Genomic DNA, 18776 nt, shown 5'->3' with positions numbered 1-18776 from the left:
CAGGGTCCGCCATTGGCAGACTGTGCCGCAGTGCAGCAAAGGCAGGTGCAGCATGTTAAGACCAAACCACCGTCTGAGGCAGCGCTTTCGGAGGCCGCCTACACGCAGGCACATTATTCACAAGCGAAAACGCATATCTTATCACCGCTCACCTGGCTTTCAAGCTATCAATTAGATAGCAAATGTCACACCATAAACACCCATACCGCCAGCATGGCGTAAGGCAGGCTTCAGCGTCCACTCGCCTCGGGCCCCTGGCGGCGAACCGCTAAACGCCCAGCTTTTCGGTGAGCCGCACCAGATCGGCCAGCGATGTCAGTTGCAGCTTGCGCATCGCATTGCCCCTGCGCACCTTGACCGTCACCTCGCTGAGCTGCAACTGATGCGCAACTTGCTTGTTCAGCAGGCCTTGCACCACCAGCAGCACTACTTCGCGCTCACCGTCGCTCAAGGCCTGCCAGCGCCCAAGGAGCAGCGCTCGTTCAGCATCCTCCAGGCGCCGTGCGCCATCTTGCGCAATGCCTTGGTGGATGGCGTCCAGCAAATCCTGGTCCCGAAACGGCTTGGCCAGAAAGTCGATGGCGCCGCTTTTCATGGCCTTAACGCCCATCGCAATATCACCATGGCCGGTGATGAACACCACCGGCAGCTGCAATCCCAAGGTCTGCATCTGGCGCTGAAACTCCATGCCGCTCAGCCCCGGCATGCGCACATCCAGCACCAGGCAGCCCGGTACATCCGCCAGCGGCTGCGCCAAAAACTCGGCTGCAGAGGCAAACGCCCGCACCGGCAAACCTACCGATGCGAGCAAGTCTTCCAGCGCCGCGCGCACCGAGTTGTCATCATCGACCACATAGACCATGGCTGCCTCGCTCATGCCTCGCCCTCCCCTGGTGCTGCCGGTATGCTGAATGCAAACACGGCCCCATGCTGGGCCGGTAGCTCCGCCCAGATATGGCCGCCATTGGCCTCGACAATGCTGCGGCTGATACTCAGCCCCACGCCGATGCCCTCGTGTTTGGTGGTCCAGAAGGGTTCAAACACCTGCTCCTGTGCACCAGCAGGCAGGCCCGGGCCGCCATCCGATACGCGAAACACCAGCTTGTCCTGCAGCTGCAGCGATTCCACCAGCAGAGTGCGGCGCGCGACGTCGACCAGGGCCACCGCCTCCATCGCATTGAGTACCAGGTTGGCAATGACCTGCTGGACCTGCACCGGATCGGCCAGCGCCAAGGGCAGCCCGGGTGCCAGATCGGCACGCATCGCAATGTCCAAGCGCTGCATCTCCGCTTGCGACAGCGCCAGCACTTCGCGCACGGCGGTATTGAAGACGAATGGCCGGGTGCTGGCAGGCTCTCCCTTGCTGAGCTTGCGCACCCGCGCAATGATGCCGCTGGCCCGGTCCGCATCGCCCAGAATGCGCTGCAGCGCCTGGCGGGCCTTGTCGAGGTTGGGTGGGTCCTGCGCCATCCAGCGCTGGCAGGCATTGCCGCTGGTGACAATCGCCGCCAAGGGCTGGTTCAGCTCATGCGCGATCGAGGTGGTCAGGCCCTCCAGGCTGTGGATGCGCGAGATGCGCAGCAGACTGGCACGGGCCTCATGCGCAGCCGCACGTGCCAACTCCGCCCTGCAGGCCAGATAGCCAGTGATCAGAATCGCCACGGTGCTGATGAGCATATTGACAAAGCCTGCGCGTTGGTCGCCATAGCTGGTGATGAAATAGCTCAGCCAGGTCAACGCGCTGCAGCTGCCCGTAAGCACGATAAGCCCGCGCCAGGCCAACACATGGGCCATTGCCAAAATGATGACGGTATAGAACACGGACACCGCCACCTCGTAGCGCGTCGCCGTGTCGATCAGAAACAGCAGTGCCAGCGCAAGCACCATGGCCGTCAAATGCAGGCCTCGGCGGCGGGGTTGGGTGGGAAGGGACTGGGTCTTCATCAGAAACAAAGCAGCTGTGGGTTGCGGGAATCGCAAAAGGCTACCACGCCCGCCGAAAGGAGCAGCGAAGACCCGGTTCATCAAAAACGGGTGTTCAGTCCGAACGCCACTCGGCTCACCGAGGGTTGGCTGGCATCCAGGGCCACATCCATCGCATAGGCGCGGCCATGGGCGGCAAACGCGTACAGGCTGGTGCGCAGTGACAGCGGGTAGATGTAGCCCAGCGACATCACCTGGCTGGTCTTGGCGCGTACGCCGCTGTCCTGCCAATCCCAATGGGGCCGTGCCTGGGACCATTGCATCTGCAGCTCGCCATGGCCCATCGGAATCGACGCGGCCAGATAGAGGGCATCAAGCCGGCCACCATTGATGAACTCGACAGGCCCCAGACCCTTGAGACCAGCTGCCTGCAACGGCGCCGGGCCATCGCCGCCATTGCGCCCGACAAAGCCATTGCGCTGGCGGCTCCACCCTGCTGCCAGGCGCGCCACGCCAAAGTTGTAACTGGCGCCCAGTTGCGCGGCACTGGGACGCCGGCCCCCCAATGCCTCCACACGCAGGGCGCTGCCTTGCTCCCAGCTCGTGGCCAGCAGCCAGGGGCCTTGCTCATAGCGCAGCGCCAAGCTGTAGAGCTTGTAGGTGCTGCCACCGCTCGCATCTGCAGCTGGCGCATCGCCCGCGTCAAAGCTGTAACTGGCGCCCAGCTGCATACCGCTCCACTGCGGGCTGCGCCAGCTGATCTGCTTGGACACCTGGTAGTTGTCCGAAGCCCGCAACAAGGCACCCAAGCCGAAATCCTTCCAGGATGCCACCTCAATCCCGCTGACAAAGGCTTGCCCCACGGTGTACTGGCGGCCCAGGCGCAGTTCGCCCAGGTTGGCGTTGCCGACTCCCACCCAGGACTGGTAGTTGAACGGCCTGGCCGGGTCATCGGGCGCGCCGTGGGCAACATCCAGGCCGCCCTCCAGTGCAAAGGCAGCGTAGCTGCTGCCACCCAGCGCCTCGTGGCCCTGCAGGCCCCAGAGCGAGTCTGACTGGCCTCCGCTTAACAGGCCCTTCTCTGTTGGAGCCCCGCTCACGCGGGTCACACCGACAGCGGCATCAACCGTGCCATACAGACGTACGCGGGTCTGCGCCTGGGTCGGCATGGCCGCCAACGCGGCCAGCAAGGCGGCGCCAGTGGCGCATGTGCGTTTGATTGACAACTGACGGTACTCGGCTGAGCGCGAAAGATGCAATGGAGAAAATAACGAATACATGGCGGGCTCGGTCATGGCTGGGCCGGGAACTGTCGCATCGTGCGACAGGCATTGCGGCCTGGCTGGTGGAAATGAGGCAAATGGAAGATAAGGGGCAAAGGATTGTTCAGGCAATGGCGCAAAAACAACCGAGGGGGTCGCACTGGTCCGGTCATCGCAAGGTGCCCGATTGTTTGACCATCCAGACGGGGATCGCGGTCAGCACCAAGACGGCCAGCAATTGCATCCACAGCGATCCATGCCAGGACAGCTCGGGCATCACCCTAAAGTTCTGGCCATACCAGTTGATCAAGGCCGTGCCAGGGATGAAGGCCGCCCAGAGCACGCTGAACACCTTGGTCACATTCAGGTCGCTCATGGCTACTGTCTCTTCGGCCGCACGGCGGTGAAAGCGCTGGCGCTCCAACATGAAGCGGCCACGCCGCTGCACACTGTCGATCTCCGCCAGCAGCGCATCGGTATGCCTGCACTCCAGCTGTGAGCCCTGCAACACACTGCGCCGCAATTGCCTGGCCGCTTTCTCCAGATCGTCCAGCGCCTCCAGCACCACCGCAAGCGGCCGGCTGAGCATCGTCAGATCGGTGTCCACGCCGGTCAGGTCCTCGGCCCCTCGGGTGCCGGGCGTACCCACCGTCAGCTGAAAGCTGCGCAGCGAACGCATGGTGGTTGTCAGCCCCGCGTCAATCCGATCGAGCACCAGCCCGGTCTGGCCCAGCAACTGGTGCAGCAGTACCAGAGCGACCGCGTGCGCACTGCCCGCCGGCAGGCCCTGCGCCTGGAAGCGCTGCTGTGCCTGGCCGGGGCGCAGCATGCGCTGCCCTGTCTCTACCGTGTAGAGTGCTTGCGCATCACCAGACTGGTGCCACAGCAGATCGGCCACCAGCACCCGCCCGTCTTGCGCGCGCGCGCAGCGGATGCGTATGGCAGCGCCTGCAGGGGGTGGGCTTGGCTCGGCGTTTGGAACCAGGTCCACGCCATGTCTTCTGCCCAGATCGTGCACCGCCTCGGGGCTGGCAGCGTGCAGCCGGTTCCATAGCCGCAAGGTTGCGTCCCAAGTCATCGCATCCACCCCTTGCGTTTGATATAGGCCAGCGGCATCAGCGCAAACAGCCCCGTGAGCCCCATGACCATCCACTCTCCCCAGGGCAGTGCCAGCTCCGGCATATAGGCAAAGTTCTGACCGTAGAAGGCAGCAACCAGGGTGGGCGGCGTGAACACGGCGGTCACCACGGTGAAGACCTTGATGACCTGGTTTTGCTTGATGTCCAAGGTGGTCATCAGCGACTGCTGCAGGTTGCGGATCTTGTCGTGCTGGAACCGGGCATAGCGGCGCAGGCTGTGGATGTCCGACAGCAGCACCGGCAAACGCGGCCCCAGGCGGGCATCGCCTGCCGCACGCCGCAGCCAGCGGCCTGCGCGCGCCAGCATCAGCTGGCCCTCCACCGCTTTGGCGACCAGCTCCTCGGCCTCCCCCAAGGCCATGGCGGTGCCGGCAATATCGGCCACCCCCGCCTGGCGCTTGGCGGTGTCAAAGCCGCCGCTGGCTGCCGCCACGGCATCGCTGCGCTCATCCAGCCTCGTCGCAATATCGCGCAAGCTGGCATGGGCTGCGTCGTTAAGCGCTTCAAGCATGCAAAACATCATCGCGCAGGGATCGAGAGCACAGCTATCGGCCAGGGACGCGAACAGCTGCTTGCTGGCACGGTCCAGCGCCTGCAGCTGCAGGCCCTGTTCGACACTGATGAGCCGATCCTTGCCCAGCGCAAAGATGACGACCGTCTCCCGGAACTCTCCGTCCTGGCAGATCACGAGCTCCACCGGGATGACGATGAAATCACCCTCCTCCATCGCCGCCCTGCCACGCGCCGAGGACAAGTCCAGCCCATGCATGCGCTGCGCCGCCGCCAGCGGCTCGGCGTGCTGGGTATTGAGCCGCTGCCAGCCGGCCTGGGCCAGGCGCGCCGCCATCAGGCCGCCAGCGGCATGGGGGTTGATGCGGTCCTCGTTCATGGCAGCACCTCGGGCTTGGACTCCGTGCCCGGTGCTGCCAATGCGGCAGCCTGCGTGGCCTGTTCCTGCTGCTCCAGCACATAGCCGCCATACAGATGCAGTGCGGCAAAGCTGCCCAAGATGAGCGCATACAGCACGATCACCGCGACCATGATTTCGCGCTCAATCTGCGCGGTGCGCGGACGGCTAGCGCGTGCCTCATTGATCGCCTGGCGGCGCTGGGATGCAGCCTCGCTCGCATCCTGCAGGCTCAGGTCGGCATTCCAGACCAGGCCTTCGAGGTTGCGGTTGAGCGTGGTGTAAGTGAAATGGGTTTTGTCGGTCGTTGGCGGCATGGGAATAACTCCGGGTTCGGGGCGGGTGGCGCGCTCGGCCTTGCGTTCAGCGCAGCCAGCCACGGTGTTTGACATACAGCAGTGGCAGCAGCGCCAGCCCCGCTGTCAGCGCGATGGTGATGGGCTCGCCGTATTGCCACTCCAGGATGGGCATCCGGGCCACATTCATGCTGTAGTAGGTGGAGATCAGCATCGCCGGCAGAAACACCGCCGTCACGACCGAGAACACCTTGACGATCTGGTTTTGCTTGACGTTCAAGGCCATGTTGTTGGTGGTCTGCAGCAGGCGTACGCGGTCATGCACAAAGCTCACATGGTCCTCCACCGCTTCAATGTCTTCGACCAGGCTCGCAAACAGCGCCTGCACTGCGGCATCGGCCTGGGGCATGCGCGCCAATGCATGGCGGGCTGCCAGCGCCAGCTGCAGCTGGCTCTCCAGACAGTCGGACAGCAGCTCTTCGACCTCGCCCAGATCCAGCTGCGCAGATACGACGTCGCTCACGCCAAAATCACGGTCCCGCGCCTCCAGGCTGTTTAATACCGAATTGGTTTGCACCAGCACCCTGCCCAGATCGCTGTTGAGCGAATCCAGCAACTCGTCTGTCGCATCGTTGATGGCCTGGAGCACCACGGCAAAGTTTTCAAATGCGGACAAGGCATGCCCCTGTCGCTCCAGCCTGCGCTGCGCGGTCTCCAGCGCCTGCGGCGCAGTGCTGGGTTCCAGCGATACCAGCATGTCTTGGCCGAGCACAAAGATGACGCGGCTGGCTTTTCTCAGGCCTTGCTCAACGCCCAGAAAAGTGATGGCAATGTAACTGAATTCGCCATCCTGGCTCAGATTGCGCTGCAGGCCATAGGCGATATCCAAGCCCATGCTCTGCTTGATGCCAGTGAGCTTGCAAGGCTCATCGGCGCGGATTCGCAGCCACTGGGGCAAGGCATCAAGCGCGGCACCGGCAGCGGGCTGCAAAAGACCAGATCGGTATTGCATGTTCATCGAGAGGATTCCTTCGCGGAGGTATCGGATTTGAGTGATTTCGCACTTTCGTAGAAACCAGAGTGCGAGCCCGAGGTGGACGAGGTCTTGGTATCGAGGTGGTAATTGCCTACATGCAGCGCCGCCACGGCAATCACCAAGATGCCCCAGGTGACGCCCAGCATTGAAAAAGAGAGGCGCTCATAGCGCGACCAATGCCGTTGGCGCTGGTGCGGCAATACAAAGGGGCGGCGTGCAGGCCGGCTCCAGACAAGGCTGTGCAGGTTCACTCCGGCATTGGAGGGCGGTGGCGTTCCACCGGACGAGAAGTGTTGGAAGTACGGCATCGCGTGTCCTCGGTTGGCGCAGCTCCGCGCTGGCCATGGCACACGCAATGCGTGCCTAGGCTTGGCGGATTGACAAGTGGGGAAAAGGCCGGCTGAAGGCTTTGCGTGTGGCGAAGCGCAGTGCAGGGTTAGCGGCGGGCGTCAGCAGCAGTCCGGGATACAGGCAGACCTGCCCGGTAGCCAAATATCCAGCACAGTGCGCGAGAGCGGCCCGTGGGACGACCGGTCGCCAAGCGGGCGGGCCGATCCAGGCTCTGCAGCCGATGGCGGGCGAGCCGGCTCAACTGGGGTAGTACGCGCGCACGGTCGCGGGCGGGCAGCTTTGACAGGGCATCAGCAATCACTGGGCCTGAAAGCCCTGACAAGGCCTGGGCAAAAGGCTTGTCGCCGTGCGATGCCAGAAAGGTGGACAGCGCCGATGGCGCATCCGATGCCACAGCGGCGCGGATGACGCGCTGCATCAGTGCAATGTATGAGGAGTGGATGAACAACATGAGATTCTCCTGGAGGCAGCGCGCCACCAAGACCTCTCATGCATTCAGCTGCGCAAGGGCCTTGGGCTGCGTGCCCGGTGGGGGGTGGTCATAGGAAGGTGGCGCTGGCAGCAGCGCATGGCAGGCTCGGGATCGGGATCCATGGCTTTTCTCCAGTTGAACGGTTTGGGATGCCCATGTCCTGGCTTCAGCAACTGAAGTGCACATCGGCGGCAATCGCCGAGTCGGTACATGGCGCAAGGCGGAGCGTCGTCGCAAGCTGAAAGCGCAGGTCTTTCGCGACGACAGGAGGGATTCTCGCAGGCCCATGGCGGGATCGCCAGTGGACTTTGGGGTGCATGCCATTGTCATTGGCATGGGGTCAAAATACCTTGGTATATGAACCGACATCAGGCATGCACTGCTTCTTAGCCCTGCGCAACGGAATGGCCAGCGTCGCGCAAAGCCTTGGCCCAGCGGCGAATCGTGGCACGCAGCGATTTTTGTGCACTGTCATCCAATGGCATATCAGCTACCAAGGCTAGCAATGCGGTTGGCAATACATAGCCATGCAGCAGAAGCGCCATGCAAAACACGCGGTCCTTCTCACGCCCAGCAACCGCCTTTGCCAAGAAGAGATCACGCAGATCCAGGCAGTAGCCAATACGATCTTGGGTATTGCTGTTCTGCACTCGCTGCAGCCTGGCCTCCCAACCAGCCGGCAGCACCGCCGTTTCGGGGCCAACCCCCTGGGCGTAGTAGCCGTAGGTTTGGTGGAACTGCGAACCCTCGCCAATAGCACCGTCAATCCTGTCAGCCAGATGCGGCGCCAGCAGCGGATAGATGTCGGCTTCCATGGACACGACGAACACTTCTTCAGGATAAGGAACCGTGCCCAGCATGGATTGGCTGCCAATGATCACGAATTCATATTGGTCGGTAATATCCGCACTGGCGCGAATGATGTGCTCCAACTCCTCGCGAGTCATGGCGTCTCCTCAGCAACGGGTAACTGCGAGGCATCGCCTAGCACCACGCCTTGTTTGAGAACGGCAGCCTGCGCCAGGATGCGCTGGCGCACTTCTGCCGGCAACGCAGTAACCAGGGGCGAAGCCTGTCGCAACTGCTGGGCATGCCTGGTCTTGCCCAGCACCTTGCGCCATGACCTGTTCTTCAAAATCTCCGCCCATTCGCGCCACAGCGGTGCGGAGCGCGCATCCTCCTTAAGCAGCCACTGTTCCAGTGTCTCTTGCGCCTGCTCCAGCACCTCGGGCCGCGTCTTGGCCCAGCGAACCGCCTCATCATGCAACGCAAGGCTTTGCAGATCCTGCAACTGGTGCCTGGTGGTCTCTGCCGAGATACGTACTTCCACCACAGGCGCAGCTCGAACCGAGCGGGCACCTGCAGAGCCGGCCGGTGCAAACTGCAAACTATCACCGGCAAGCAGAGCCAAGTCTCCGCTCACGCCCAATACCGACATGACGCGCAAGTAGCTTCCCATCGTTGGCGCCGGGTCGCCTGTTTCGATCGCCCGCAAGGTATTGCGCGTCATCCCTGCACGTTCAGCCAGCTCTACCGTTCCCAGCCCCTGTGATTTACGCAAGCGCCGTAGCCGATCCCCCAACTGCAGCAGCAATTGGCGTTCGAGAAGTGGGCTGGTGTTTTGGCTGATCATTTGGTGAATATTTTAACCAAAATTCAATATTTTGGATATTTTGAAGATCAGTTAAACGAGATTTACAAGCATCCAGTGTGCAGTGCTTCACTATAGGTAGGTGTAGGCATTGAAGGCTTAACCGGAGCTGTCCGGCAAGCACTGATGACCCAAATAGGCACGAAAAAACCGGCAGCCCATACGGTACTGCCGGTTGTACTTGGAGGATCGCAACCGGGGCGGCATCAGCCAGCCCAGGCCAGGGCCTTATCAGGCCAGGGCAGCCACCGCTGCGTTGAAGGTGCTGCTGGGGCGCATCACCGCGTCCAGCTTGGCAACGTCAGGCTGGTAGTAGCCGCCGATATCGGCAGGCTTGCCTTGCACGTCCTTCAGCTCGCCAACGATCTTGGCTTCGTTATCGGCCAGGCTCTTGGCCAGTGGCGCAAACTTGGCGGCCAGTTCGGCATCGGCGGTCTGGGCGGCCAGCGCCTGGGCCCAGTACAGGGCGATGTAGAACTGCGAGCCACGGTTGTCCAGTTCACCGGTGCGGCGCGATGGCGACTTGTTCTCGTCCAACAGCTTGCCGGTGGCCTGGTCCAGGGTCTGTGCCAGCAGCTTGGCGCGCTCGTTGTTGTTCTTGATGCCCAGCTCTTCGAAGGACACGGCCAGCGCCAGGAACTCGCCCAGCGAATCCCAGCGCAGGTGGTTTTCTTCCACCAGCTGCTCAACGTGCTTGGGCGCCGAGCCGCCAGCGCCGGTTTCGTACAGACCGCCGCCTTGCATCAGTGGCACGATCGACAGCATCTTGGCCGAGGTGCCCAGCTCCAGGATCGGGAACAGGTCGGTCAGGTAGTCACGCAGGATGTTGCCGGTCACCGAGATGGTGTCCAGGCCACGGGCTGCGCGCTCCAGCGTGAAGCGCATCGCGCGCACCTGCGACAGGATGTGGATGTCCAGGCCGTTCGTGTCGTGGTCCTTCAGGTAGGTTTGCACCTTCTTGATCAGTTCGGCTTCGTGTGGGCGGTAGGGGTCCAGCCAGAACACCGCAGGCATGCCGGAGTTGCGGGCGCGGGTGACAGCCAGCTTGACCCAGTCGCGGATCGGTGCGTCCTTGACCTGGCACATGCGCCAGATGTCGCCCTGCTCCACGTTCTGGCTCATCAGCACTTCGCCGGTGGCGATGTCGACGATGTTGGCCACGCCGTCTTCGCTGATCTCGAAGGTCTTGTCGTGCGAGCCGTACTCTTCGGCCTTTTGCGCCATCAGGCCCACGTTGGGCACGGTGCCCATGGTCTTGGGGTCGAAGTTGCCGTGCCACTTGCAGAAGTTGATCACTTCCTGGTAGATGCGGGCAAAGGTCGACTCAGGCATCACGGCCTTGCAGTCGTAAGGCTTGCCATCGGCGCCCCACATCTTGCCGCCAGCGCGGATCATCGCGGGCATCGATGCGTCCACGATCACGTCGTTGGGCGAATGGAAGTTGGTGATGCCCTTGGCAGAGTCCACCATGGCCAGCGCGGGGCGGCCCTCCTGGCACTTGTGCAGGTCGCGGATGATTTCTTCGCGCTGCGATGCGGGCAGGGTCTCAATCTTTTCGTACAGATTGGCCATGCCGTTGTTCACGTTCACGCCCAGCTGCTCGAACAGCTTGCCGTGCTTCTCGAACGCTTCCTTGTAGAAAATGCGCACGCAGTGGCCGAACACGATGGGGTGGGACACCTTCATCATCGTGGCCTTGACGTGCAGCGAGAACAGGATGCCTGACTGCTTGCAGTCTTCGATTTCCTTTTCGTAGAAAGCCAGCAGGGCCTTCTTGCTCATGAACATCGAGTCAACCACTTCTGCGTCCTGCAGCTTGACCTTGTCCTTGAGCACCACGGTCTTGCCGGACTTGGTCTCCAGCACCATCTTCACTTCGCGGGCCTTGTCCAGGGTCATGGACTTTTCGCCGTGGTAGAAGTCGCCCTCTTCCATGTGCGACACATGGGTTTGCGACCACTGCTTCCACTCGCCCATCGAATGGGGGTGCTTCTTGGCGTAGTTCTTCACGGCCAGCGGCGCGCGGCGGTCGGAGTTGCCTTCGCGCAGCACGGGGTTCACGGCCGAGCCGATGCACTTGCTATAGCGGGCCTTGATGTCTTTTTCTGCGTCGTTGGCAGGGCTGTCTGGGTAGTCAGGCAGCTTGTAGCCGTGGTCTTGCAGTTCCTTGATGGCTTCTTGCAGCTGGCCCACCGATGCGGAGATGTTGGGCAGCTTGATGATGTTGGCATCCGGCGTCAGGGTCAGCTTGCCCAGGTCGGCCAGGTTGTTGGGCACGCGCTGTGCTTCGGTCAGAAACTCGGGGAATTCACCCAGAATGCGGGCTGCCAGCGAAATATCACTCTCGGCCACATTGATGCCAGCGGCGCTCGCAAAGCTGCGAACAACGGGCAGGAACGCTGCGGTCGCCAGACGAGGGGCTTCGTCGGTCAGGGTGTAGATGATGGTGGGTTGCTGGGTAGTCATCTGGTCTTTCAAGTGGCAAAAGTTCTGATGTGCGTCGCGCCTTGGCTGGTCTCCACGGCTCAGGGCGCGCCCGCGTAAACTCCCTCATGATGTACTGCTCGACCACCGTTGGGAAGCCTGTCCCTCAAATGCTGCAATGCAATATCACAATACGGAATTCAACGCCAAGGATTGTCGCTGCTTTTTAAGTCTTATACAAGAGTTGGCCCAGCGTTTGTTGAGGCTTCCCGGACAGCTGCCGCAAAATACAGGTTATGCCAGCGCAGCACGACAGCGCTGTGAAACCCAACCCAGCCTTTCCCTGCCGCTTTACCGCCATACGCCCCCCGATATGACCACGCCCTTGCCCGCCGCCCTCACCCTGCATGAAGCCGATGTTCAGTGGACGGCCATCCGCGCCCAGGGGCCCGGCGGGCAGAACGTGAACAAGGTCAGCTGCGCCATCCACATGCGCTTTGATGTGCGTGCCTCGCGCCTGCCCGAGCCCGTGCAAACCCGTTTGCTGGCCTTGGCCGATTCGCGCATCACGCAGGAGGGCGTGGTCGTCATCAAGGCGCAGAGCTACCGCACCCAGGAGCAAAACCTCTGGGATGCGCTGGAGCGCCTCAACGCCCTGGTGTCCAGCGTGGCGGTGGAGCCGCGCAAGCGCCGCGCCACCAAGCCGACCTGGGGCTCGCAGCAGCGCCGCCTGCAAAGCAAGAGCCTGCGCGCCAATGTCAAAGCCCAGCGCGGCAAGGTGCGGGATTGACCATGCACGGCACCCACGGCCAGATGGCCGGTGATAATAAGAAGTAATCTCATTTGCCAATGCCCGAATTTCCATGAATGTGCGACGCAGCATCCTGATCGTCGATGACCATCAAAGCATCCGCGACCCTCTTGCCACTTTCATGCGCCGCTATGACTTCGATGTCGACACTGCCTGCGATGGGCTGGCGATGCGGCAGTTGCTGAAGGACCGCAGCTATGACCTGATCATCCTGGACGTCATGCTGCCCGGCGAGGACGGTCTGTCGCTGTGCGGCTTTGTCGCCGAGCACATCGGCACCCCCGTCATCCTGCTGACCGCGATGACCGACCAGGCCGACCGGGTGGCGGGCCTGGAAATTGGCGCCGACGACTATGTGCTCAAGCCCTTTGACCCGCGCGAACTGGTGGCCCGGGTCCGCAGCGTGCTGCGGCGTGGCGCCCGCCGGCGGGCAGACGATGCGGCCCAAGCGGCGCCCACCGCCGACGTGTCGGCAGAAAAGCGCTACACCTTTGAAGGCTGGTCCTTTGACCTGACCACCCGCGAGCTGCAGGACCCCAACCTCAGCCCTGTGCCGCTGACCACGGCGGAGTTCCACCTGCTGCGTGCACTGCTGGAGAACCCCAACCGCGTGCTGAGCCGCCAGCAGCTGATGGACCTGACCCAGCGTGAAGGCGACGCTTTTTTTGACCGCAGCATCGACACGCAGATCAGCCGCCTGCGCAAAAAGCTCGAATCCGATCCGCGCCAGCCGCGCATGCTCAAGACCGTGCGCGGCGACGGTTACCTGCTGGCCGCCAGAAACATCAGCCTCGCCCCATGAAGCTGCTGCCGCGCACCTTAGCCGGCCAGTTGCTGGCCCTGTTGCTGCTGGCCCTGATCGTCGCCCACCTGGTCGCCGTGCTGCTGCTGACCTGGCTGCGCCAGGACAGTGATGTTGTGCACCCGCTGTCGGCCCACACCATCGAGACCCGGGTGGCCGCCGCCTACCGCGCACTGGAGGGCAGCCCCGAATCCGCCCAGCGCCTGGTGCACAGCATCAGCCTGCCCGATTCGCAGTTCCGCATCCGCCCACGCCCTTTTGACGACGGCCAACCCGTCACCGAGCAGGAAGCCAAACTCACCGCCAGGCTGCAGGAGCGCCTGGGGCTGGATGCCGGTGCCAATGCTGCAGACCCGCCAGTGCGCATCCATCTGCGCATGCGCTCTCCTGCAGCCGCCAGCGAGGCCGGCGATGTGGACCAGGACATCCTGGGCAAGCTCAGCCCGGCATTTGATGACGATGGCAGCTGGATGCTGCATGTGGATGTGCGCCTGCCCGATGGCCAGTGGCTCAGCAGCTGGCACCTGCCCACCATGCTGCTCAGCCACTGGAGCCGGGTGCTGAGCTTCTCGATCCCCGTCGGCATGCTGCCCATCATCGTCATTGCGGTGCTGTTTGGCCGGCGCATCATGCAGCCCTTGCGCATGCTCACCGACGCGGCCCAGCGCATCAGCCGGGGCGAGCGCTCCGCGCACCTGCCGCTGTCCGGCCCCGAAGGTGTGCGCGAAATCATCGAGGCCTTCAACGAGATGCAGGACCGCCTGCTCGGCGTCGTGAACGACCGCACCCGCATGGTTGCCGCCATCGGCCACGACCTGCGTACCCCCCTCACCTCGCTGCGCATCCGCGCCGAGCTGGTGGACGACGACGAACTGCGCCAGGCGATGGTGAACACCATCAACGAGATGCACAGCATGGTCGAAGAGATCCTGCACTTTGCCCAGGACGACGCGATGCGCGAAACCACCCAGCCGGTGGATCTGGATGCGCTGGTCGGCGAAGTGGTCGCGCAGCAGCGTACCCTCGGCCGCCAGGTCGACTGGAGCCCGCCAGACAGCATCAGCTACCGCTGCCGCCCCGCCCACCTCAAGCGCGCCCTCGCCAACCTGATCGACAATGCCGCGCGCTATGGCCGTGTGCAAGTCCGGTTGACCGTGCCAAATGCGGCAGTCCCGGGCACTGCCGGCACCGTGCGCATGGAAATCGAAGACGAAGGCCCCGGCATTGCCCCGCAGGACATGGAGCAGGCCTTTCAGCCCTTTAGCCGGCTGGAGGTCGCCCGCAATGGCGAGACCGGTGGTTTTGGATTGGGGCTGGCGATTGCGCGCTCATGCGTGCGGGCACATGGCGGCGAGTTGAAGCTGCATAACCGCAGCGAGGGTGGGTTACGGGCGGTGATTGAGTTGCCGGTTTAAGCGGGCTGGAAATGCTGCTAAACGTCGCATCAACTACAAATCGATCTCTGCTGCCGGTCGCTTGGTGTTCAAACTCACGACAAAAAAGTTGGCGTACATTTGCCAAAGAAAAGCGACGACAAGCATCCCAATTTTTACGGCTAACGAACATGAAAGAAACCACAGCGCAGGATAAAGAAGCAACGACGGTTCTTTCTTTACGCCTGGTGTAAGTGTGAGGGGAAGAGCATTCAAGATCAGATCCGCCCAGAATAAGCTCAAGATTGCTAGAGATACGATTGATGCCAGATGGTAATGAAAGCGGATCAGCAGATTTATTTGCCACCGCTTCTTCCCCACGCGACCTTGCTCCAATGGATGCCCGTCTTTCATATACTCCATCACTTCATAAGTAAAACTCCATATATTAAATCAATACTCGTAATCCGCTTCCGTGCATTCCTACGAAATTAGGTTAGCAAGGCAAACACGAAAGCAGGTGACAGCCGAGAGCAGATGAACTGAGAGGAGTTAACCGCCTTGCTAGGAGAGCCCTAGCAGACCTACTTAGTCACAAACTGACACAAACAGGCAAACACCAGCCACATGCGTCGCAAATGATTCCGATTGCGAATTCATTTGCTCACCCAGCCAACGTGGTCGGCCCCGCGCCGCGTCCACGCCAGCCAGCTCCGCTCTGCATACCTTTGGCCCGCCCGGCTTTGCCCGGGGCTGCGCCGCCTGCAGACCGTCTCATCGCCATTGTTTGTTGTCATGTCCCATCCCGCTGCTTCATTCCCCCTTCTTCCCATTGCGCTGGCCGCAGGCCTGTGCCTGGCGCCGGCCGCTTCTGCGCAAGACCGTGCCGAGGCCGGTACCACGCTGGACACCATCACCGTGACGGCAGCGGCCACGGCCACGGCCGCCAAGGACGCACCGGCCAGCTTGACGGTGCTGACCGCCGAAGACATCGCGCGCGTGCCGGCCACCGATTTGAACGAGGTACTGCGCCGCGTGCCCGGCCTGACCCAAGCCACCACGCCCGATGGCGGCACCAGCATCCAGATTCGCGGTCTGCCGCAGCAGTACACCTTGATCCTGGTCGACGGCGTGCGCGTGGGCAGTTCCAGCGAGACCTTTGACCGCTACACCCGCAATGAACTGAACTGGATTGCGCCTGAAGCGATCGAGCGCATCGAAGTGGTGCGTGGCCCCATGTCCTCGCTCTACGGCTCGGACGCGATGGGTGGCGTGATCAACATCATCACCAAGAAAGGCGGCGACAAATGGGCTGGCCAGGTCTCTGCTGGTGCCGAGATCAATCCCAAATCCATCCGTGGCAATGATTACAGCGGTGGCTTCAACATCAGCGGCCCGCTGGGCAAGGGCTTCAAGCTGCAGCTGAACGGCCAGCAAACCTACCGCCAGGCAGACAGCGGCCTGGAAGACGGCACCACCGCTTTCCGCTGGGGCGGCGGGCGGGAAGGCGCCAAGCGCCAGTCGCTGGGTGCACGCCTGGATTGGGACATCAACGACAACCACAAGCTAAGCCTGGATGTGCAGCGCGCCGAGTGGAAGACCCTGGGCGGCCCCTCGCCCTCCACCAGCAACCCAGGCGGCTTTGCGGCTGCGGCCACCACGCGCGGCCCCTCCAATATGGAGCGCGAAAGCACCAGCCTGACCCACCAGGGCAAGTACAGCTTTGGTACGTCCAAGCTCTCGCTCAGCCACAGCAAGTACAGCAACGAGACGACTGCGCCTCGGATTGAAAACGGCCAATTTGTGCCCGTGCCCGGCGGCACCGCGACCCAGACCTACAACACGCATTCGGTGTCGGAGGACCTGATCCTCGACGGCTCGGTGACCATGCCCTTCCAATGGGGCTTTGACCAGATGCTGACCGTGGGCGCGCAGTGGCAGCGCCAGGAACTGGACAACCCCAACTCGGTGGGCTCGGTCGCCAATGAGGCGGGCGTGGTCGGCCTCAGCTACAAGCAGGCCAAGTCGCAGGCCTTGTTTGTTGAAGACCAGCTCTTTCTGCGCGACAACCTGACCCTGACCCTGGGCCTGCGCGGTGACCGCCATGACGATTACGGCTCGCACATCAGCCCGCGCGCCTACCTGGTCTACCACCCGACGGCTGCCTGGACCTTGCGTGGCGGCTACTCCGAAGGCTTCCGCGCGCCCAACCTGCGCCAGTCCAACGAAAACTTTGTGAGCCAGTCGCAAGGCGCGGGCTGCGGCTTTGCCGGTTACACCGGTGGCGGTTGCAGCATCCGGGGCAACTCCGACCTCAAGCCCGAGACCTCGCAGAACTGGGAGTTTGGCGCTGCCTGGGAGCATGAAGGCTGGCAAGCGGGCCTGACCTTCTTCAACACCGACTTCAAGGACAAGATCGATTCGCAAGGCATTGGCTACCTGCCGGGCGGCAGCAACTACTGGGCCCAGTATGTGAATATCGACTCGGCCATCACGCGCGGACTGGAAGCCAATCTGCGCGTGCCACTGAGCCGCAGCATCACCTGGAACAACAGCCTGACCCATATGCTCAAGGCCGAGAACAAGACCACCGGCGTGGCGCTGACCACCGTTTCCAAGTGGAGCGGCTCCTCGGTGCTGGATTGGCAGGTCAACTCCGCCCTGGGCCTGAGCCTGGGCGCCGAGCTGGTGGGCAAGCAGATGGGCCTGGCCCAGCGCCTGGCCGACAACTCCAACTTTGGCGAGCAGCGCATCCAGAACAGCTATGTGCTCTACGAACTGGCGGCCAACTACCGCATCAACAAGGCGCTGCGCATCAACGCCGGCGTGAAGAACCTGTTTGACCGCAATGCCAGCGGCAACCGCGATGTCGGCAACAATTTCTACCTGCCCGGCCGCCGCTTCTTTGCCACCTTGACGGCCAGCTTCTAAGCTGATTTAACGCCCTAAGGCAAAGGCGCTGAGAGTCTTATCTCAGCGCCTTTTCTACGCCTGCTCGGTCAGGGCTGGGCCGCTGCAAAGCCATGGCGCTTGGCCAGCAGCACCACCGCCAGGCTCAGCAGCATCAGCAGCAGCACCGCTGGCGAGAAAGCCGCCACGCCCCACTGCGCCAGCAATACGCCACCGGCCATGCCGCCCCCGGCAATGGCCAGGTTCCATGAGGTCACCAGCATCGACTGTGCCACATCGGCCGCCGGCCCTGCGCTCTTGGCCAGGGCCGTTTGCAACAGCGGCGGCAGCCCACCAAAACCCAGACCCCAGACGGCCACCGCCAGATAGACGGCAGCCGGCAGCTGCATCGCCAGCGCCAGCAACACGGCACCCAACAGGAACAGCCCCGTGCTCGCCAGGCTCAGCGCCCGCAGATGGCGGTCTATCAGCAGGCCGGTGATCCAGATGCTGAGCACCGACATCAGCCCAAACACCAGCAGCACGCGGTCGATCTGCCCGCCCAGATCGGCCGGCGCCAGCAGGGGCGCGATATAGGTGTAGAGCAGGTTGTGCGCCAGCACATAGGCCAGCACCACCAGCAGCACCGGCCGCACCCCAGGCAGGCGGAAGACCTGGCCCAAACCAAAAGCCTGGCCCGCGGGCTGGCCGGCAAAATCGGGCAGGCGCAGCTGCACCCAGGCCATCAGCAGCAGCGCCAGCACGCTCATACTGGCAAAGCACAGGCGCCAGCCCAGGTGCTGGCCCATCCAGGTGCCCAGCGGCAGGCCCAGCGAAAGCGCCAGCGGCGCGCCCAGCATTGCAATCGCAATGGCGCGCCCGCTTTGGTGCGGCGGCACCATGCGCGTGGCATAGCCGGCCAGCAAGGCCCAAAGCAGGCCTGCCGCCACGCCCGCCACAAAGCGCGCCAGCAAGGTGAGCGCATAGCTGCCCGACACCGTGGTGATGCTGTTAGCCAGCACAAAGCCCGCCAATGCCGCCAGCAGCAAGGGCTTGCGGCGCATGCGCTGGGTGGCCGCCGTCAGCGGTATCGCCGCCACCAATGAGCCGATCGCATACAGGCTGACCAACTGCCCCGCCATAGCCTGCGACACGCCCAGCCCGGCGCTGATCTGCGGCAGCAATCCGGCCGGCAAGGCCTCCGTGAGGATGGTGACAAAGCCCGCCAGTGCCAGCGCCAGCAGCGATGCCAACGGCAGGCCGCTGCTCTGGGGTGGGCAGCTGGGTTCAAGATGGGGGGATGGGTGAGAAGAAAGCGAAGAAGAATCTGCCATGGCGCTACGCGAAAGTCCTGTACAAACCCGCGCAGGCCTAGGGCCGCTGGCGGGTGAAAACATCAGCCGCCATGGTGCAGCGATTGCCGCAGCAAGACAATCAGGC

18 protein-coding genes are annotated in these 18776 nt (G+C 62.8%); 4 read left to right on the top strand and 14 right to left on the bottom strand.

Annotated features, from left to right (window positions below; translation table 11 throughout):
• Positions 1-268: 268 nt before the first annotated feature.
• The 12 genes from LPW39_RS15060 to LPW39_RS15005 form a co-directional block, all read right to left on the bottom strand.
• Positions 269-877 (bottom strand): response regulator transcription factor, encoded by a 609-nt coding sequence (locus LPW39_RS15060; protein ID WP_230776691.1) that lies wholly within the window; start codon positions 875-877, stop codon positions 269-271.
• On the bottom strand, positions 874-1944 hold the full coding sequence (locus tag LPW39_RS15055) for a sensor histidine kinase (RefSeq protein WP_230776683.1): 1071 nt from the start codon (positions 1942-1944) through the stop codon (positions 874-876). Before LPW39_RS15055 ends, LPW39_RS15060 begins: the two co-directional genes overlap by 4 nt.
• Positions 1945-2024: 80 nt before the next feature.
• Positions 2025-3149, bottom strand: a complete 1125-nt coding sequence (locus LPW39_RS15050; RefSeq protein WP_230776674.1) for a porin — start codon at positions 3147-3149, stop codon at positions 2025-2027.
• Positions 3150-3354: 205 nt separating this feature from the next.
• Positions 3355-4263, bottom strand: a complete 909-nt coding sequence (locus LPW39_RS15045; RefSeq protein ID WP_230776672.1) for a CorA family divalent cation transporter — start codon at positions 4261-4263, stop codon at positions 3355-3357.
• Positions 4260-5213: a CorA family divalent cation transporter gene (locus tag LPW39_RS15040; RefSeq protein WP_230776671.1), complete on the bottom strand. Its 954-nt coding sequence runs from the start codon at positions 5211-5213 to the stop codon at positions 4260-4262. Before LPW39_RS15040 ends, LPW39_RS15045 begins: the two co-directional genes overlap by 4 nt.
• A complete protein-coding gene (locus LPW39_RS15035; protein WP_230776669.1) occupies positions 5210-5623 on the bottom strand; it encodes a hypothetical protein in 414 nt (137 codons plus the stop codon). The genes LPW39_RS15040 and LPW39_RS15035 overlap by 4 nt, the downstream gene beginning before the upstream one ends.
• Complete coding sequence (locus LPW39_RS15030) at positions 5595-6539, bottom strand: CorA family divalent cation transporter (protein WP_230776667.1); 945 nt, start codon at positions 6537-6539, stop codon at positions 5595-5597. Before LPW39_RS15030 ends, LPW39_RS15035 begins: the two co-directional genes overlap by 29 nt.
• Before the next feature lie 2 nt (positions 6540-6541).
• A complete protein-coding gene (locus tag LPW39_RS15025; protein ID WP_230776665.1) occupies positions 6542-6871 on the bottom strand; it encodes a hypothetical protein in 330 nt (109 codons plus the stop codon).
• Between the two features lie 128 nt (positions 6872-6999).
• On the bottom strand, positions 7000-7365 hold the full coding sequence (locus LPW39_RS15020) for a hypothetical protein (protein ID WP_230776663.1): 366 nt from the start codon (positions 7363-7365) through the stop codon (positions 7000-7002).
• 407 nt (positions 7366-7772) lie between these two features.
• Complete coding sequence (locus tag LPW39_RS15015; protein ID WP_230776661.1) at positions 7773-8333, bottom strand: DUF6036 family nucleotidyltransferase; 561 nt, start codon at positions 8331-8333, stop codon at positions 7773-7775.
• Positions 8330-9019: a helix-turn-helix transcriptional regulator gene (locus tag LPW39_RS15010; protein WP_230776659.1), complete on the bottom strand. Its 690-nt coding sequence runs from the start codon at positions 9017-9019 to the stop codon at positions 8330-8332. Before LPW39_RS15010 ends, LPW39_RS15015 begins: the two co-directional genes overlap by 4 nt.
• 249 nt (positions 9020-9268) lie before the next feature.
• Entirely contained in the window at positions 9269-11503 is a 2235-nt protein-coding gene (locus LPW39_RS15005; protein WP_230776657.1) for an NADP-dependent isocitrate dehydrogenase, read from the bottom strand.
• A gap of 331 nt (positions 11504-11834) precedes the next feature.
• On the opposite strand from LPW39_RS15005, the gene arfB reads away from it, so the two are divergent.
• The 3 genes from arfB (at position 11835) to LPW39_RS14990 (ending at position 14489) form a co-directional block, all read left to right on the top strand.
• Positions 11835-12251: an alternative ribosome rescue aminoacyl-tRNA hydrolase ArfB gene (gene arfB / locus LPW39_RS15000; protein WP_230776647.1), complete on the top strand. Its 417-nt coding sequence runs from the start codon at positions 11835-11837 to the stop codon at positions 12249-12251.
• Between the two features lie 73 nt (positions 12252-12324).
• On the top strand, positions 12325-13074 hold the full coding sequence (locus LPW39_RS14995) for a response regulator (protein ID WP_230776644.1): 750 nt from the start codon (positions 12325-12327) through the stop codon (positions 13072-13074).
• Entirely contained in the window at positions 13071-14489 is a 1419-nt protein-coding gene (locus LPW39_RS14990; protein WP_230776642.1) for an ATP-binding protein, read from the top strand. The genes LPW39_RS14995 and LPW39_RS14990 overlap by 4 nt, the downstream gene beginning before the upstream one ends.
• A gap of 33 nt (positions 14490-14522) precedes the next feature.
• Here LPW39_RS14990 and LPW39_RS14985 read toward each other — a convergent pair whose 3' ends face one another.
• Positions 14523-14861: a hypothetical protein gene (locus LPW39_RS14985; RefSeq protein WP_230776635.1), complete on the bottom strand. Its 339-nt coding sequence runs from the start codon at positions 14859-14861 to the stop codon at positions 14523-14525.
• 381 nt (positions 14862-15242) lie between these two features.
• Here LPW39_RS14985 and LPW39_RS14980 point away from each other — a divergent pair, with 381 nt between their 5' ends.
• Complete coding sequence (locus tag LPW39_RS14980; RefSeq protein WP_230776632.1) at positions 15243-17378, top strand: TonB-dependent receptor domain-containing protein; 2136 nt, start codon at positions 15243-15245, stop codon at positions 17376-17378.
• Positions 17379-17446: 68 nt separating this feature from the next.
• On the opposite strand, the gene LPW39_RS14975 is transcribed toward LPW39_RS14980, so the two are convergent.
• Positions 17447-18670 (bottom strand): MFS transporter, encoded by a 1224-nt coding sequence (locus LPW39_RS14975; protein WP_230776624.1) that lies wholly within the window; start codon positions 18668-18670, stop codon positions 17447-17449.
• Positions 18671-18776 lie beyond the last annotated feature (106 nt).

This window comes from Comamonas koreensis, from assembly GCF_021026195.1.
Classification (GTDB): domain Bacteria; phylum Pseudomonadota; class Gammaproteobacteria; order Burkholderiales; family Burkholderiaceae_C; genus Comamonas; species Comamonas koreensis.
This window is presented reverse-complemented; position numbering and strand designations above follow the sequence as displayed.